Below are 16,757 nucleotides of genomic sequence, written 5' to 3' on the forward strand. Positions count from 1 at the left end.
GCCATGACAACCCAATTAGGTCCGACGCCGGTCAAGTCACCGGCGTCGGGCGGTACCCCCAGCCATCGCGGCTCCAAGAGCGTAGGTGAGGACAACAAGATCCTCAGTCAAGGCAAGTGGGCTTCCTGGCTCCTGGCCCCCACCGTCATCGCCTTGGGCATCGTCATCGTTTACCCGATCATCAGCGCCATTGTCATGTCCCTTCAGAAGGACGCCGGACTCGATCCCGCCACTGGACTCTTCGCCGCGGGCGGCCCGGCAGGCCTCCTGAACTACATCAACTGGATCGCCCAGCAGTGTTCAGCCCCGGGCGGCGGAACCGTGGCCTGTCCGGCGGGAACCCTCGGCGGCCAGTTCTGGTCAGCCACTGCAACAACCTTCTTCTTCACCGTTGTCACCGTGGCCCTGGAAACAGTAATGGGCTTCTGGATGGCCATGATCATGGCCCGCACCTTCAAGGGCCGGAGCTTGGTCCGCGCCGCCGTGCTCGTGCCGTGGGCCATTCCTACGGCCGTCACGGCCAAGTTGTGGTTCTTCATCTTCGCCTTCGAAGGCATCGCCAACAAGCTGTTCAACACCACCATCCTGTGGACCGGTAGTGAATGGCCGGCAAAATGGGCGATTATCATCGCCGACGTGTGGAAGACGACGCCGTTCATGGCGCTGCTGATCCTCGCCGGCCTGCAAATGATCCCGGCCGAGGTTTATGAGGCTGCCAAGGTGGACGGTGCCACTGCATGGCAGCGGTTCCGGATGATCACACTCCCGCTGGTGAAGCCGGCGCTTATGGTGGCCATCCTGTTCCGCACGCTGGACGCACTGCGTATGTTCGACCTCCCCTACATCCTGACCGGCGGCGCGAACAACACCACCACCCTGTCCATCCTGGTGATCAACCAGATCAGGCAAGGGTTCAACTCGGCGGCAGCGCTATCGACCATCACGTTCATCATCATCTTCATCGTCGCGTTCATCTTCGTCCGCTTCCTGGGCGCGAATGTCGTCGAACAAAGCGGCGCGACCGGGAAGGGAAAGAAATGAGCACTCTGACAGCCACAACTGCCCTGAGAGCAGAACAGGACAGGGGCCGCAAGATGGCCCAGAACCGTGAGAAGTGGGCCCAGGGGCGCACCTACATCAGCGCCGCAGTCATCCTTATCTGGTGTCTGGCGCCCGCGTACTGGATGGTGGTCACGGCCTTCCGCGATGTCGGCTTCACCTACGACACCTCGATCCTTCCCACCCACGTCACGTTGGATAACTTCAACACCGCCTTCGATACTTCCTTCGGCAACCGGTTCGGTCAGGCACTGCTGAACAGTGTGTTTATCGGCGTGGTCGTCACGGCTGTCTCGTTGCTGATTGGTGTATTCGCCGCCTACGCACTGGCGCGGCTGAACTTCCGATTCAAGTACCTCGTGCTGGGCTTCATTCTGGGAGCCTCCATGTTCCCGGGCGTTGCCCTGATCACCCCGCTCTTCCAGCTTTTTACCAACATTGGCTGGATGGGCACCTACCAGGCGCTGATCATCCCGAACATCTCGTTCGTGCTGCCGCTCACCGTGTACACCATGACCTCCTTCTTCCGCGAAATGCCTTGGGAGCTGGAGGAATCGGCCCGCGTAGATGGCTGCACGCAGGGCCAGGCGTTCCGCAAAGTGATCATGCCTCTCGCGGCGCCGGCGATCTTCACCACGGCAATCCTGGCGTTCATCTCCTCCTGGAATGAATTCCTGATCGCCAGCCAGCTCTCCAGCGACGCAACCCAACCGGTCACGGTTGCCATCGCCAACTTCGCCGGAGCGCAGCCGAACCAGATTCCCTACACGGCCATCATGGCTGCCGGAACCATCGTCACGATTCCGCTGGTGATCCTGGTCCTGGTCTTCCAGCGCAAAATCGTGGCCGGCCTCACCGCGGGCGCAGTCAAGTGACAGGTACGGAAGTGAATGCGAACCAGAACGATGGAAGGGTCCGCCGTGAACACCGGCGGACCCGCTCCGGGGAGGACTTCGACATCATCATCGGCTTACTCGGGTTCTGGGCCGTCGTCCTGCTGGTCGTCACCGTCTGGACGGAGGTGACCGCCCAGCCGGCCCTCGGCTGGGCCTTGGGCCTGCTCGGCGTGCTCCTGCCCCTCTACGGCATGGTGCGGCTTCGCCGGCGTCTGCCCGCAAGGACCGCCACCCGGCGGAACTAGGAACCTGCACGGCAGAAGGTGTCGGTGTTGAGGACCCGGACTGAGCGGGGCCGCCTCGGAGCGGTGGCAGCATGAGCCGAACACTCACGCCCCTTCCTGCTGCTGGTGCACTGCCGTAAAGTCGGGCCATGAATGCTTCGGCTTCTGATCCGGATCCAGTCCTCGATCCCACCGCCGGGTTCCGACGCCGCAGCGCCGCGATCGCCTTGCCGGTTGCCTTCGTCTGTCAGCTAGTCTGCAATTCGCTCTACGCTGGGGCATCAACCTCGACCGGCCTCAGCGACACGGGCAGCTCCGCCGGTGGCCTCGAGCTCGCCGCTGCGGCTCCCGGCGCCTTGCTGGCAGCCGTCATGTTCGCTCTCGTCGGATCACTGCTGGCAGTGCTCGGGCTTCCCGCTGCGCTGCGACTGCTTCGTCCGGCCCGGCCGCGACTGTCCTTGTGGGCTGTGGCGCTCATGGTCGCCGGCTACATCAGCTACTTCGGTATCAGCTTCGCCAACCTGGACAGGATCGCCCTGGCCACGAGCGGCGTGGATGCGGCCGCCGCCCTGGATGCATCACCCGCCGGGACGTGGGGCCAGCCGTTCTACCTGCTCTTCGCCATCGGCAATATTATTGGCACGCTGCTGCTCGGCCTCGCGGTGATCCTGGCCGGCCGCGCCGTCGGGGTGCCGTGGTGGGCTGGCGCGCTCATCATCTGCTGGACCATCGGCCACGTCACCAACATCGTCGTCGGCAACGAGTGGTTCGCCGTGGCCGGTGGCGCGCTTGAGATCGTCGGGCTCACATTCGTTTCCGCGGCGGTGTGGCGGTCGACGAACGCGGACTGGGTGGCGCGGGGCTGACCCAAGGTATCCCCTCTCATTGATCCATACTCACCGGGTCGATTTCGCTTGGACTGAGAGACGATGGAGGAGAAGGAGAAGCCATGTCAGCACTCACACACACCATAGAAATCGACCGTCCGCCAGATGAGGTTTTTGCGTATGCGAGCGACCCGCTGCGCTTCCCGGAGTGGCAGGCTGACGTCCTGGAGGTGCACTTCGAGGGCGACGGCGGCAGGGAGGTCGGGTCGCGGTTCACCACCACCCGCCGGATCGGCCCTAACGAGCGGACAATGACCCAGGAGATCACGGAGGTTGAGCCGCCCCATCGGTTTGCCGCACACGGCGTCGAGGGTCCGATCCGTCCTCACGCGAGCATCGACGTCGAACCGCTCGACGACGGCGCGAGGTCGCGGGTGACGTTCGAGCTCGATTTCGAAGGGCACGGCTTCGGCAAGGCGCTCGTGCCCGCCGTACGTCAGCTCGCCTCGCGAGGTGCCCCAGCGAGCCACCGGCGGCTTAAGGAGCGGCTCGAGGGCCCCGGATAGCAGCCTTGAGGGAGCGGACACCTTCCTGCCGAAGGATTCTGATCGTCATAACAATGACAAGACCGTGCAGAAGGGACCACGCAACTTTGAGTGGGTCAACCGATGGCCCGGTGAAGAAGAGCAACAACATCACGATAGATGTCGCAGAGAAGACGATAGCTGCGATCAGGGGTGCTGGGGTCATTGTTTTCAGATCACTCAGAATCCAGATTCCAACAAGGATGCCGGCGAGAGCAACCACGCCGAAGGCCACGCAGATGGCAACGACGGTAGCGATCCATCCGGCGGGTACGAATGTGCCGGCAGTCTGGTAGTCCTGAAATTCCTGGTTGCCCCCTACCGTGTACACGACCGTAATCCAGGCAGTTAAGAACCCTGATATCAGGTCGAAGAATCCCAGACAATAGCGCCTGAACCTTGTAGCACCGTCAGGAATAAGGGTGCGCGTTTCGTTTGTCGGCACCGTCACTGCGTCCTGAACTGCAGAATCTGACTGATCGGCCTGCGGCTGTTCTTGTCCCATTTGGCGCGCCCTCTCGCATGCAGCGGGGACGTCCCCACGTTGCCATCAGGAAGTGTATCCCGGCCCCACTGGCATTGCCGCAGGGAGGGCGTTATCTATGAGGACGGCTGCGATGGCGGCAGCGGTGGCGAAGGTGTCGGTGTTCAGGACCCGGCTGCGGGCTGAGGCGCCGTCCAGGAGCAGCGCCAGTTGCTCACCGAGCTCTTCGGGGTTGTTGGCGCCGGCCTCGCGGGCGGTATCGACGAGCCGGGCGGCAAAGTCTTTCTTGTAATTGCGGGCGTACTCGCGTGCCGGGTGACCGGGGTCGGGGATTTCCACGGCCGCAGCGATGAATGGGCACAGGGGCGCATGGATGTCGAAGATGGCGAGGAGCCGCTCGCGGGCTGTGAGGTCGGTGCGGTCGAAGACCTCGGGCAGGATATCGGGATCGAACTGGCGGAGGCACTCGGCGATCAGATCGTCCTTGCCGGGGAAGTGCTGGTAAAGCGTTCGCTTGGACACCTCAGCCGCCGCGGAGAGCTGGTCCATCCCTGTGGAGTTGATGCCTTGATCGCGGAACAGCTGTTGTGACGCGCTGAGGATGCGCTCCCGCGCACCTCGACCGCGGCGCAGACCCCGCGGCCCCTTCTCCAAATCCGTCATGGAACCAGCTTATCTCAAAAATGGTACGGATCGGTGTACTTAACTTGCGCCCGACCCAAGGTCGTGGATACGTTAAGCAAACAGGTCGGTGTACTTAGCATCGGCACGAATATGAACGGAGCACTCATGGGAAAGCTTGATGGCAAGGTCGCAGTGATCACCGGCGGATCCACCGGCATGGCACTGGCAGGGGCAAAACTGTTCGTCGAAGAAGGAGCGCATGTCTTCATCCAGGCCCGACGGCAAGAAGCTTTGGATGACGCCGTCAAACTGATCGGCCGCAACGTCACCGCCGTCCAGGGTGACGCGGCCGACTTGGACGACCTGGACCGCTTGTACGACACCGTCAAGCGGGAAGAGGGTTCGATCGATGTGCTGTGGGCAAGCGCCGGGATGGGCGAACCAGCCGCCCTCGGCGAGATCACCGAGGAACAGTTCCACCGCGCTTTCTCGCTCAACGCGCGCGGCACCCTGTTCACGGTGCAGAAGGCGCTGCCGCTGATCAACGACAACGGCTCGATCTTCATGACCGGCTCCAACGCCTCCCTCGGCGCCTTCCCCGGCTGGAGCCTCTATGCGGGAAGCAAAGCCGTCCAGCAAGCCTGGGCGCGCGTCTGGCTCAACGAACTGCGGGACCGCAAGATCCGGGTCAACGTCCTGACCCCCGGCCAAGTCGCCACTGCCAAACAGGCAGAACTTTTCGACGACGCAACCAAGGCAGCATTCGAATCCCTCATTCCCCGCGGAACGATGGGCCGACCCGAAGAAATCGCCTCAGTTGCCCTGTTCCTCGCCTCCGACGACTCCAGTTACGTCAACGGCCTGGAACTGGTGGCCGACGGCGGCACCACCGCACTCTGAAGCACACCTTGAAAACAAGAAAAGAGCACAACTCATGAGCAGCATCACCATTATCGGTACCGGAAACATGGCCCGCACCATCGGCACGCTCGCGGTGGCCGGCGGCAATACCGTGGAGGTCATGGGACGCGATCAGTCCAAGGCCGATCACCTGGCGAAGGTTTTGGGCGGGGGTTCGACGGCGGGTACGTGGGGTGCCGCACCTGCCGGGGACATTGTGATCACAGCCCTTTTGTACAACGGCGTCCTTCCGGTGGTCGCCGAGTACGGAGATGCCCTCGCGGGCAAGGTCATCGTGGACATCAGCAATCCCTTCAACCCCACGTTCGACGGGCTGGCCCATAAGGACGAGACCTCAATCGCGCAGGAAGTCGCCAAAATTGCCCCTGCCAGCTCCAGCGTGGTGAAGGCATTCAACACGATCTTCCGCAATGTCCTGGAGAAGGGCCAGCCAGACGTCTTCGTCGCCGGCGACAATGCACAAGCAAAGGCGGACGTCGCGGCATTCATCGACAGCCTCGGACTCCGCGCGCGGGATGTCGGCGTGCTGAAGATGGCGCACTGGCTCGAAGGAATGGGACTGGTCACAGTGGGCCTTGCTGGCAACGGAGTCGGCCACTGGGACTTCGCCCTCGGCGCCAACGAATTCACCGGCTGAGCCGCCTGGGGCTGTACGGGAGTTAGTCCTGTCGGATTTGCATCATCAGCCCAAAGAGGTCCGGGAGACCGTGCTCTTCACTGATTTGACCGTTTGTGAATCGATAGATATTCATTGCCTGCGTTTGGATTGGTTTGCCTGTTGCAGGTACGCCGAGGAAGTCCCCTTGGTGTGTGCCACGAAGGATGAATCGTGCGGCAACCGTGTTTCCTTCAATGATGGTTTCCTCCAGTGACCACTGGACGTCGGGAAACGCCTGTCGCATTATCCCGATGATTTCGAGGTAGCCGCTGGGACCCTGCACCGGCTCTGGCAGAAAGGGAACATGGAACGTTGCCGACGGCGAGATGATCTCATCACCAATCTTTTCGTCGGCTGAATTGATGAATTCAACGAATCGGTCCATGCGTCCGCGGAGCTCTTCAGTCATTTTGCTGCTTCCTTCAGGTCTCTATTGGCTATGGCATACACCGCTGGTTAGCGGCTATTAATAGATGAACTCGGGGTCCCCCCGTGTCAGCTCGCTCGCTCGGCAGCCGCCGTCGACCGATTGGCATTTCGCAGCCGGCCCAGCAGTTCCACGAGATCATGCGTGGTTTGCTCGGTAAGCACGGGATGCAGCCGCAGATCCAGCTCGGCCTCAACAGTCTTCCTGGCCCGTTCCAGCAGCGAGCGACCGTCCACCGTTAGCTCGATGAGGGAGGATCTGCGATCGTCCGGGTTGTTTCTCCGACGGCAATGTCCGGCCTTTTCAATCCGGTCAATGAGCTTGCTCGTACCTCCGACGGTAATCGCAAGAGCCGAGGCCACATCGAAAACCCGGCACGCACCCAGGCGATCGACGACGGCCATCGGTTCAAATCTGCTCATTGGAAGGCCATGCTCTTTGCGCAATCTGCTGTCGAGCGCGTCCCAGAGCTCAGTTTCCAATCGGGTCAGTTCGCTGAAGAGAGGGTATAGAAACCCAGTTTCGATGCCCTTGTTCATGAAGACACTCTAACACTTTGCTTCCATGGAATATAGTTCTAAGGAAACAAAAAATCGAGGTCGCTAGCGGTTGCTGGGCGGAATTTACAGCTTCGCCCAGCCTCCGCAGCCTTCGGTGATGAACCTCTGGCCCGGAACCAGTTTCACCATGGGGAATCCACTCGTCACAGCTCCCTCGGAGCTGTCGATGCTGCCTGGGCGCGTGATTTGCCAGGAGCAGGCCCGCGTGACTTCTTTCGTGGTTCGGTACGTTCCCGGGGCGATATCCTTCCCAACAATCCACGTCCCGTCTTGGATGATCCCGTCTTGGATGGTGTTCGGAGCTTGCGGAGCAGCTCCTGGACCAGCGGCAACCGCCGAATCACGAACCGCTTCAGCCACGGCAGCAACGCCGCCCAGGAAAAGCGAGACGGCCCCCACGACGGCGATCACTATCGCCGCCTGTTTGCTTGGTATGGCAAACCAGGACTGCCGCTTGAAAATGAGCGAATAGCTACCCGTCAGCATTGCTGCCATGCCAAGGAAGATCAGAATCGATTCGCCGTTCCCCGTAACAGCATTGGCCAGGGCAAGTACGACAAGCAACCCGCCCACGATCCAAAAGGACGGACCAAAGCGCTTCTTGGAACCGCTGGACCAATTTCCAGGTGCAGGATTCTGCGGGAAGGGTGGAGGCTCGAAGCCCGGCTGTTGGAAGGGCTGCTGCTGGTAGTAGGTCTGGTATTCAAAAGGTGGCTGCTGGAATGGCCCCTGTTGAAAAGGTGGCTGCTGGTACTGATGTGGCGTCGGCGCAGCAGCGGGTGCTGCAAAGGGGTGCGACGACGAGCCGTACGGAGGCATTCCCGGCGGCGCAAACGGCTGGGGCTGTTGCACCGGCGCCGCTGGAACGTCCGGCTGGCCATAAGCCGGACCATCCGTGTCATTTGTCATCAAGTCCCCCGATGGATGTTTTAGACGCAGCCGGAAGCGACACCGTAAATGTGCTGCCTCTTCCGGGATTACTGGTACACGTGATGCTGCCGCCGTGCCGCTCCACGATGGACTTTGTGATGGACAATCCAAGGCCCACGCCTGGAATGGCGGCCTGCCGGGCAGCACCTGTCCGGAAGAAGCGCGTGAAAATCTTGGACGTCTCCTCCGTGGTCATACCCATACCGGTATCTTGAACTTCCAGCTGAATCCACCCGTCGTTCCGGGCTGCCCTCACGGTCACCCGTCCGCCACCCGGTGAGTACTTGATGGCATTGGACACGAGATTATCCAGGGCCTGTCCAAGCCTCAGCGGATCTGCATCGGCCCACAGCGGTGATGGTACATCGGCCACGAGGCCAACGTTGGCAAAATCGGCCTGCGCATGGGCTGAGACCAGGCTGTTTTCAACCAGGCCCGCGACGTCGGTACGCCGTAAGTGGATGCTCTCCACTGCCGCGGCTGACATGAGCAGATCATCCACCAGAACGCGGAGTCGCTCTGCGTTGCGCTCGGCGACTTCCAAGCGGGTTCGTGCCCTATCGGAGAGCTCTTCATTGCCCCGGAGCACCAAGTCCAGGTTGCCCAGGATCGAGGTCAGCGGGGATCCGAATTCATGCGAGACGTTGGCAACCAGTTCGTCCTTGGCTGCGAGGGCCTGGACGACGTCGGTCACGTCACGAAACACGATGACTGCTCCGCCGAACCCTTCGTCGACGCCATATTTCATGCTGCGTGCGGCGGTGGAAATGGCCCGCTGTTCTGCTCCCGTACCGAACCACACCAGGTAATCCGAATACGTTTCCCCCTGGGCTGCCCGTTGAGTGGGGCTTTTTTCGGGTGGAAGCGGTGTCAGCCGATCCTGGCCAAAGATCAGGAGCTCGTCCCGTGTGGGAGCTGCTCCAGACCGGGATGGAGTCGCCACTCGATGAAATTCTTTGTGTTGGTTGTTGGTCAAAAGCGTCTCGCCCTTGGAATCGACGGCGACAATTCCGACGTCGATTGTGTCCAGGATCGTCCCAAGCAGCATTTCGCGATCCCTGCTCGCCGCGAGCAATTGCCGCAAAGCTTGGTCACGCTGCCTGACACGCTGTTGCTGGATCCTGGCATTCGAGCCGGAGAGCCGAATGGTGACTGCAACGGCAAACATCACCAGGGGCAAGACGATAACCGAGAACATGTCGGACGATGGGGGTTTTGGCAAGTGCGAAATGAACGGCGGGAGGGCAATGATGAGGGGACCAAGAAAGCTGATGATAAGGCTGGACCTGGTTCGCAGGCCTGACGCGGATAACCAGATCACAGGAAAAAGTGCAAGAACGACGAGGCCTGGCAGCGAGCCATAGGCACCATTTCGCGTGAATGCGAGGGCAACCAGATCCAGGACGGGGATGGCCAGGCTTGCGCCCGGCGCCAGACGCTCCCACGGCACTAGGAAGCAACTCAAGAAAAGCATCCCGTGCATGAAGATTCCGGTGACAAACTGCCCGTTCTGTATGAGATTTGGCCAAAGGGCAGGGGCCGAGACGAACAATCCTCCGACTACCAGGGTCAAAGGCAATTCGCAGACGGCTACCCGGGCCCTGGGCGTCAGTTTTCTAAAGATGCGGGCGGCTGTGCGGAGTAAAGGCTGCTCAGTCAAGGCAGAATCCTTCGTTGGGGGGACAAGGACCAAATATCGTTTCGCGCCGATTCCGGGAAGAGCTCGGGGCGGAGCGTAAAACCGGAACGTTGGGACGACGCATATTGCACATATTAGGTGCTATAAAACTTGAATGCTTGTATCGTACGTATTGGGTGACGCTTCCCGCTTTGCGCTGGGCTTGCGGGGATGTGCGCCGACTCGAGGGAATCAATGAACGAGCCTGGGGTTGCTGTAGTCATTGAGGATGATGAAGACGTCCGAAACTTGGTGGGCGCCATCCTAAAAGAGGCGGGTTTTGTGGTCCATTCCGCCGCGACCGGACGCGAAGGCGTCGAAGTTGTCCGAAATCATCAAGCCGTGGCGGTGACACTGGATGTCGGACTTCCTGACATGGATGGTCATGAGGTTTTACGGCGAATCCGACAATTCAGTGATGCTTATGTTGTCATGCTCACGGCACGCAAAGACGAACCGGACACCCTGACCGCTTTCCTGACGGGTGCGGACGACTATGTGAAAAAGCCGTTCCTGCCCCGCGAGCTTAGGGCAAGGGTTACAGCAATGATGCGGCGACCCCGCATGGGCGCTGGGCTTTCCTTGCCCGAGGACGGTGGCGACAATGGCCTGGTCCGTTCGAATGGACGCAATGATGCCGTCATTGAACACAACGGATTGTCGTTGAACTTCAAATCCCGGGCAGTTGCCCTGGATGGTTCTCCCCTGACGTTGACCAGAAGCGAATTCGATCTGCTGCTGGAGTTGCTTCGCAACCCGGAGGAAGTGCGGACAAGGGCTGACCTGGTCCGTGCTGCCCGTGGTGATTATTACGACGACGACGCTTATATCAGCGAGGCCGACGAACGGGCCGTTGAAACCCACATTGGAAATCTTCGCCGAAAACTGCGCGAAGATTCACAATCTCCGCGGTTTCTGCAGACGATCCGGGGAGTCGGCTATCGACTCGCACCGAAAAGACCGGATTAGGAAATGGGGTCCGGTTCCGGACTTTCATTCCTTAGTACGTAGCTTTCCCTTAGCTCCTTGACCGTGCGCTGACCACACTCGGCAATCTCATCAAGGAGAGGCTGGGCATTGCGTAATTCACCGTTCAGAATGTGCTCCTCAAGCAGGGCTGCAAGAACCGAAAGGCGAACGCCGCCCACCATGGCCGAAGAGGTTCTGAGGCTCAAGATCGTGTCCAGTGCCGCGGCTTCGTCACCATGTTCGACGGCGGTGGCGAGGCTTTCGTACCGTACTCGCCAGAGCCGGGCAAAGTCGCTTGCAAACTTGCGAGCTATGCGAGGATCGCCCACCTGATCTTCCAGGAGCTGGAATTCCGCAAGGTCCAATATCGGCCGCCGATCGGCGTCGGGCTTCCACGTGGAACCCTCCGCTGGGCCGATATGGTCGGAGTCCCCACGCTCGTCGACCTCACTGAAATCTGAACTGAACATAACCCGATGCTACTTCCTGAACTCAGATCTAAACCGATCTTGCGCTAATCTTGAGCAAATCCTCAGCCCCTCCTGATTTCCTGAGTTACTTTTAATATGCAAATTAACTGCGCTGCTTCATCCACCACTGAGCGTTGTTATAGTGTTGATGACCGCAGGTCCCAGAATGGCAATAAACAGGACCGGAAAGATGAAGAATAGCAGGGGAAAGAGAATTGTTACCGGAAGCTTCATCGCTTTCTCCTCGGCGCGTTGCCGGCGCTTAACCCTCATAACCTTCGCCTGAACTTTTAGCACGCGACTAATGGCAATCCCGTACGTGTCGGCCTGGATAACCGCCTGCACGAAGCTTCGGAGTTCAGGAATGTTGGTCCGTTGGGCCAACGCGAGATAGGACTCGCGGCGGCTTCGTCCAACCTGCATGTCCTGGAGTGTCCTCACGATTTCTTCCGCCAGCGGTCCCTTGCCGTTTTCTCCCGCGCGGGCCATGGCGCCTTCGAAGCCGAGGCCAGCCTCAACCGAAATGAGCATCTGGTCCATCGTGTTGGCCAGTTCCAACTGTATTTTCTTCTGCCGTTCCTGACCTTTGCTGTAAAGCATCAGATCCGGAATGAAATATCCCAGCAGGACTACAAAGATTCCCACAAGCTTGATAAGTCCACTCGGGCTGCTGGTAGTGATGAAAAAACCGAAAATCGCACCGAGAAGGCCAAGCGCCGGCTTGGCTGCGAGGACCCGCCCAAGCGGGAGCGAGGCGGGACGCCCGGCCAACGACAGTAGCCTGTCCAGTTTCTGCACGTAACTTCCAGGGGTAAGCCTGTAGCCCAGGCGCTCCAAGGCACCGCTCCTGCTCTGTTGTTCCACTTCAATGGCGATTTGACCCCTCGAGAGCAGCTCGCGGACTAACCGCGGGGTCCTCCGATCAGTTGAAAGGAGTGACCATGCGAAATACGCACTCGGCAGCGGAACGAGCAACAAGGATAAAAGCAGGAAAGGGTGCAAGGTTCACCTCAAAATTTCAAGTCGATAATCTTGCGCATCCACAGACCACCGATGGTCATCAAGATGACAGAAGCCACGATCATCACCCAGCCCAGCGGATTGGTGAACATCACGTTCATATAGCCGGGGTTGACGATCATGAGCATGATGACAATTCCCACGGGAAGAGCCATCAGGATGTACGCAGAAAACTTTCCCTCTGCAGCGAGGGACTTGATGTGTCCTTTGATTTCACTGCGTTCGCGAATGGTGTCGTTCACCTGATCCAGCACGTCTGCGAGGTTCCCACCCACCTCGCGGTTGATCTGGATCGCTTGGGCTATCCACACGAAATCCTCGCTTCGCATTCTCTCCGCCGTATCGTTCAGGGAAGCTTGCAGGTCCCGTCCCAGGCTTGTCTCCGTGATGACCCTGCGCATTTCTTCGGATGTGGGGCTGACTGATTCCGTAGCAGCGGCGTCGATGGCGCGGAGGATGCTGTGACCAGCCCTTAGTCCACCGGAAAGCAGCTGTAGTGTGTCGCCCAATTGATCCTCGAATTTGTCTCGTCTTTTGCCCGCGCGGAACTTCAGGACCAGCCGGGCCACGAAGGGTGCCAGGACACTGAGGAGAATCGCGACGAGAATGCCACCGACAACCAGCCCGATCAAAGCTCCCACCACCGCGCCCGCGATCACCAGGACGACGAAGTCAGCCTGACTCATTCGCACGCCAGCGTCATCGAGTTGTTCGCGGTTGAAAAGCCGAACGTTGCGCCGGGTCAACACACCATGAATCATGTCCGTGGCTGATCCCGTAAATCGCGTCAGATGGGAACCGGGAAGCACCTGGTAGGGCCTCCTCCTGTCCAACGGCACCTCGGGTGCCTTTGGCAGAATGACGGCTACTCCGAACAGCACAATGGCTGACAGCATGAGGGCCAGCCCGACGAAAAGAATCATGGCGCGCTCACGTCCTCGGCGTCGACGTCAGTGGAGCCGCAAAAAGCTCGGGAGAAACATGAATGCCCAAGTCGGTGAAACGATCGATGAACCGCGGACGGATACCCGTAGATACCGGTCGGCCGAGGAAGATCCCGTGGGCATCAACCCCGGCCGAATAGTCGAAAACAAAGGCGTCCTGGAGCGTGACGATATCGCCCTCCATGCCTTGAACCTCAGTCACATGCGTAATCCGGCGGGTTCCATCGCGGAGACGGGAAATTTGGATGATGAGATTCACGGCGGACGCGAGCTGCTCACGGATTGCCCGCAGCGGGAGGTCCATTCCGGCCATCAGAACCAGCGTTTCAAGCCTGGCCACAGCGTCCCGGGGAGAATTGGAGTGCACTGTTGAGAGGGAGCCGTCGTGCCCGGTGTTCATGGCCTGCAGCATGTCCAGCGACTCTCCCCCGCGCACCTCACCCACCACGATCCTGTCCGGCCGCATACGGAGGGAGTTCCTGAGCAGTTCCCGGATAGTGACTTCACCCTTGCCTTCCGTGTTTGGTGGCCGGCTCTCAAGCCTGACCACGTGCTGCTGCTGGATCTGCAGCTCCACGGCGTCCTCAATGGTCACTATCCGGTTGTCCTCGGGGATAAAGGAAGACAGGACATTCAACAGTGTGGTTTTGCCGGTTCCAGTACCGCCGGAAACAATAATGTTCAATTTCGCTTTGACGCAAGCATTCAGGAGTTCGGCGATTTCAGGGGTCAGCGTGCCAAAGTCGATCAAATTTCTGATGGTCAAGGGCACTTTGCTGAATTTTCGGATTGTCAGGGACGAACCACCAACAGCAAGCGGCGGAATCACGGCGTTGACGCGAGAGCCGTCCTCCAACCGGGCGTCGACCAGCGGGGATGACTCATCGATCCGACGTCCCACCTTGGAGACAATTCGTTCGATAACTCTTCTCAGATGGTCTTCGGAGCTAAACCCGGAATCAGTGAGGATCAGTTTGCCCCGACGTTCGACGTAAATCTGGTCCATCCTGTTGACCATGATCTCCGTAACTTCAGGGTCATCCAGCAGGCGTTGCAGTGGCCCGTAACCCAGGACATCATCGGCCACATCCGCAACAAGCCGGCTGCGCTCCTCAGGAGAGAGCGGCACCTGCTCGGCGTCGATGATCCTGGTCAGCTCTTCCCGGGCGGCGGTCCGCAGCTCCTGCTCACTCAACGCTGAGTCGTTGAATCTCGCACCGAGGCGTTCAAACAATGCCGTTGCAGCCCGTCGCTTCAGGGCAGCGAACGCGTCCACCGGCTGCTGGGCCTTTGGCATCGGGGCGTCCGGATGATCAGCCAATTTCACCGAGAGGTGGGGTTTCGACGCAACCGTGGCCTTCGTTTGAACGTTTGGTTTGGCTTGCTGTGCGGCCTGCGCAAAGGTGGGGTTCGCCGTCGTGAGTGGCTTTGGTCCTTGCCCCAGCGCAGCGGCTGGACCTGCCGATTCTTCCTCGGCGTCGCGCAGGCGTTCAGACAGCTTCACTGGACTACTACCCTTCTGTGCAGTTTTCGCTGGGCCGAGGCCCGCCACGCGGGGTTGAAGCGTTCAACGAGATGGTTCAACCCTTTGATTGCTGGGTCCTTCGCCCCCTCTTGAAGCACCGGAATTCCCCGGTTGGTGGAGAGCGCGACTGCTTTTGATCGGGGGATGCTCACATCAACCGGGGCGCCGACCGTCGACTCAACGTCCTGGACGGACAACCCGGACTTGGAATCGGCCATGTTGAGCACCACATGGCGGGTTTCCGGGAGCAGATTGAGCTTGCGAAGGATATCCAGGCCGGAGCGCAGGCCCCGAACACTTGGTACATCCATCGCTGACACCCACACCGCATCGGTGCACTGCTCCAGCGCTGCAAGGCCGATTTCAGGCAGTCCAGGGGCTGTATCAACCACCACGTACTGAAACTCTTCGGCAAGTTGCTCAAGCAGCCGAGCCACCTGTTCCGGAGTAATTTCATCTGCTTCAACGGGGTTCTTAGGCGCACAAAGGGCATATATGCTCGCCGGATGGACCGTGAGAAAGGCCTTGAGTACCAGGGAATCCTGGCTGGCCGACGGTGTGACAGCGTCGGTAACAGTGTGCTCCGGATTGAGGTAGAGCCCCGAGGCGACATCCCCGAACTGCAAATCCAGATCCACGATGACTACGCTCATCGGCGCTATCTTGCCCAGCCCCACAGCAATGTTCGTGGCGATGGTCGTCTTACCCACACCGCCCTTGGGAGAGAAGACGCCGATCACCAGTCCCTTGGGGGCGCCTGCTGGCTTAGGTTCCGAAGTCCGCTGACGGGTGGCGAACGACTGGCAGGCGCGCTCCAGGGTCACCCTGATCTCGGCCATGTCTGCCGCTGGGCTCATGATGTCGCGGATGCCGGATCGCATCGCCTGGAGGATGAAGTCCGGCTGCGGCTCCGCGACAAGAACCACGCTGAGCTCGGGTACCTGAACGTTAAGGACCGTAGCCAAGCGCATCGCTTCCTCCACCGGCACGTCCGGTCCCAGAATCAGCACCTCAAGCTGTCCCTGGTTCAGGGCGCCGAAGAGCTCGGCGGGGTCAACAGGCAGGACGCTGGTGAAGAAGGTCTGCACACTTCCGGGGAGGCCGCCGGCAACGGCTTGACGTAGCCGCTGATCAAATTCAGCACTGGGCGTTATCAGGACAAACCGGCTCACTTGTACACCTCGCTCCGTTGGATGATTCTGGGTCCGCTCTCCTGGGCGTCCACCGGTTCCTTGCTCAGCCAGATTTTGGCGAACTCGGAGGCGAAAACGATCTTGGTTGCGTCCGAGTCGCCCACTGCAACGGTCAGGAGCAGGGAACCCGTAGGCAGGGTGCTGTCCTTGGGATCAGGTGCTGTGGTCCCGGGACTGGGGGCAGGGCTGGGCTGGCTCGTAGGTGCTGGCTCGGGGGCCCGCTGCACTGCAGTCACAAGCACCTTGTGAATGGACAATTGGGTGGTTTCCTTATCGGGCTTGGACTCGATTCCACCGCTTTCCATGGAAATGAAAATCCCGACGTGGTCACCAGGAACCACCCGTCCGCCCACCACACGCACAGGCTCCACCTGGAACGAGACCTCTTGCATTCCGGGAGGCACTGCGACGGTCCCCGGAGTCTTCAGTGCCTCCGGAGCTACAAGGCGCTCGGCCACCAATGGTTCGCCCGGAACGAGGTCCACGGCAGCAACTTTTCCGGTTGAATCGCCCAGCGTCTTGAGTGCCGATGCGGGGACGGAAGACTGCGGAAGCTGCTGGGCAGCCAGGGAAGCCTTCATGGCCTCTACCGGGGTGCCGGCGGGAATCGGAGCCTTGACCATCAAGACCTCAACAGGGGCAAGATTCTGGACAGCCCGTTGATCCGCGCCCTGCGCGTAGACGAACACGAGGATCACCCCTATGACCGCCAGCAGCGCTGCTGCCGATCCTGCCAATAAGCGTGATTTCACTTAACACTCCTG

Annotated in this window: 20 protein-coding genes; 8 read left to right on the plus strand and 12 right to left on the minus strand. The window is 60.1% G+C overall.

Annotation, left to right across the window (positions count from 1 at the left end; translation table 11 throughout):
* The first annotated feature begins 3 nt into the window (after positions 1-3).
* From VUN82_19775 to VUN82_19795, 5 genes are all read left to right on the plus strand, one after another.
* Positions 4-1,041: a sugar ABC transporter permease gene (locus VUN82_19775; protein ID XAS71302.1), complete on the plus strand. Its 1,038-nt coding sequence runs from the start codon at positions 4-6 to the stop codon at positions 1,039-1,041.
* Positions 1,038-1,934 (plus strand): carbohydrate ABC transporter permease, encoded by an 897-nt coding sequence (locus VUN82_19780; protein ID XAS71303.1) that lies wholly within the window; start codon positions 1,038-1,040, stop codon positions 1,932-1,934. Before VUN82_19775 ends, VUN82_19780 begins: the two co-directional genes overlap by 4 nt.
* Positions 1,935-1,945: 11 nt before the next feature.
* Positions 1,946-2,200 (plus strand): hypothetical protein, encoded by a 255-nt coding sequence (locus VUN82_19785; protein XAS71304.1) that lies wholly within the window; start codon positions 1,946-1,948, stop codon positions 2,198-2,200.
* Positions 2,201-2,328: 128 nt separating this feature from the next.
* Positions 2,329-3,045 carry a hypothetical protein gene (locus VUN82_19790; GenBank protein XAS71305.1) on the plus strand — a complete coding sequence of 239 codons (717 nt, stop codon included), beginning with the start codon at positions 2,329-2,331 and terminating at the stop codon, positions 3,043-3,045.
* Between the two features lie 83 nt (positions 3,046-3,128).
* The gene (locus tag VUN82_19795; protein XAS71306.1) at positions 3,129-3,572 is read left to right on the plus strand and encodes an SRPBCC family protein; all 444 of its coding nucleotides are present in this window, start codon (positions 3,129-3,131) and stop codon (positions 3,570-3,572) included.
* On the opposite strand, the gene VUN82_19800 is transcribed toward VUN82_19795, so the two are convergent.
* Both VUN82_19800 and VUN82_19805 read right to left on the minus strand, forming a co-directional pair.
* On the minus strand, positions 3,544-4,095 hold the full coding sequence (locus VUN82_19800; GenBank protein ID XAS71307.1) for a hypothetical protein: 552 nt from the start codon (positions 4,093-4,095) through the stop codon (positions 3,544-3,546). The genes VUN82_19795 and VUN82_19800 overlap by 29 nt on opposite strands.
* Before the next feature lie 45 nt (positions 4,096-4,140).
* Positions 4,141-4,737 (minus strand): helix-turn-helix domain-containing protein, encoded by a 597-nt coding sequence (locus VUN82_19805; GenBank protein ID XAS71308.1) that lies wholly within the window; start codon positions 4,735-4,737, stop codon positions 4,141-4,143.
* Positions 4,738-4,863: 126 nt separating this feature from the next.
* On the opposite strand from VUN82_19805, the gene VUN82_19810 reads away from it, so the two are divergent.
* Together VUN82_19810 and VUN82_19815 are read left to right on the plus strand one after the other, a co-directional pair.
* Positions 4,864-5,598, plus strand: coding sequence for an SDR family oxidoreductase (locus tag VUN82_19810; protein XAS71309.1), 735 nt, complete (start codon positions 4,864-4,866; stop codon positions 5,596-5,598).
* Between the two features lie 34 nt (positions 5,599-5,632).
* The gene (locus VUN82_19815) at positions 5,633-6,256 is read left to right on the plus strand and encodes an NAD(P)-binding domain-containing protein (protein XAS71310.1); all 624 of its coding nucleotides are present in this window, start codon (positions 5,633-5,635) and stop codon (positions 6,254-6,256) included.
* Between the two features lie 22 nt (positions 6,257-6,278).
* Here the strand turns inward: VUN82_19815 and VUN82_19820 are convergent, their stop codons facing one another.
* From VUN82_19820 to VUN82_19835, 4 genes are all read right to left on the minus strand, one after another.
* A complete protein-coding gene (locus VUN82_19820; protein XAS71311.1) occupies positions 6,279-6,686 on the minus strand; it encodes an ester cyclase in 408 nt (135 codons plus the stop codon).
* Between the two features lie 86 nt (positions 6,687-6,772).
* Positions 6,773-7,243: a MarR family winged helix-turn-helix transcriptional regulator gene (locus tag VUN82_19825; protein XAS71312.1), complete on the minus strand. Its 471-nt coding sequence runs from the start codon at positions 7,241-7,243 to the stop codon at positions 6,773-6,775.
* Between the two features lie 84 nt (positions 7,244-7,327).
* On the minus strand, positions 7,328-8,173 hold the full coding sequence (locus VUN82_19830) for a UbiA family prenyltransferase (protein ID XAS71313.1): 846 nt from the start codon (positions 8,171-8,173) through the stop codon (positions 7,328-7,330).
* Complete coding sequence (locus tag VUN82_19835) at positions 8,163-9,854, minus strand: HAMP domain-containing sensor histidine kinase (GenBank protein XAS71314.1); 1,692 nt, start codon at positions 9,852-9,854, stop codon at positions 8,163-8,165. The genes VUN82_19830 and VUN82_19835 overlap by 11 nt, the downstream gene beginning before the upstream one ends.
* 213 nt (positions 9,855-10,067) lie before the next feature.
* Here VUN82_19835 and VUN82_19840 point away from each other — a divergent pair, with 213 nt between their 5' ends.
* The gene (locus VUN82_19840; GenBank protein ID XAS71315.1) at positions 10,068-10,841 is read left to right on the plus strand and encodes a response regulator transcription factor; all 774 of its coding nucleotides are present in this window, start codon (positions 10,068-10,070) and stop codon (positions 10,839-10,841) included.
* Here the strand turns inward: VUN82_19840 and VUN82_19845 are convergent.
* The 6 genes from VUN82_19845 to cpaB form a co-directional block, all read right to left on the minus strand.
* Positions 10,838-11,311: an Hpt domain-containing protein gene (locus tag VUN82_19845; GenBank protein ID XAS71316.1), complete on the minus strand. Its 474-nt coding sequence runs from the start codon at positions 11,309-11,311 to the stop codon at positions 10,838-10,840. The genes VUN82_19840 and VUN82_19845 overlap by 4 nt on opposite strands.
* A 117-nt stretch (positions 11,312-11,428) precedes the next feature.
* Positions 11,429-12,313 (minus strand): type II secretion system F family protein, encoded by an 885-nt coding sequence (locus VUN82_19850; GenBank protein ID XAS71317.1) that lies wholly within the window; start codon positions 12,311-12,313, stop codon positions 11,429-11,431.
* A gap of 8 nt (positions 12,314-12,321) precedes the next feature.
* Positions 12,322-13,254 (minus strand): type II secretion system F family protein, encoded by a 933-nt coding sequence (locus tag VUN82_19855; GenBank protein XAS71318.1) that lies wholly within the window; start codon positions 13,252-13,254, stop codon positions 12,322-12,324.
* A gap of 7 nt (positions 13,255-13,261) precedes the next feature.
* A complete protein-coding gene (locus VUN82_19860) occupies positions 13,262-14,572 on the minus strand; it encodes a CpaF family protein (GenBank protein ID XAS74746.1) in 1,311 nt (436 codons plus the stop codon).
* Between the two features lie 203 nt (positions 14,573-14,775).
* Positions 14,776-15,972: an AAA family ATPase gene (locus VUN82_19865; protein XAS71319.1), complete on the minus strand. Its 1,197-nt coding sequence runs from the start codon at positions 15,970-15,972 to the stop codon at positions 14,776-14,778.
* On the minus strand, positions 15,969-16,745 hold the full coding sequence (cpaB, locus tag VUN82_19870) for a Flp pilus assembly protein CpaB (GenBank protein XAS71320.1): 777 nt from the start codon (positions 16,743-16,745) through the stop codon (positions 15,969-15,971). The genes VUN82_19865 and cpaB overlap by 4 nt, the downstream gene beginning before the upstream one ends.
* Between the last annotated feature and the right edge of the window lie 12 nt (positions 16,746-16,757).

Source organism: Micrococcaceae bacterium Sec5.1 (assembly GCA_039636795.1).
Taxonomy (GTDB): domain Bacteria; phylum Actinomycetota; class Actinomycetes; order Actinomycetales; family Micrococcaceae; genus Arthrobacter.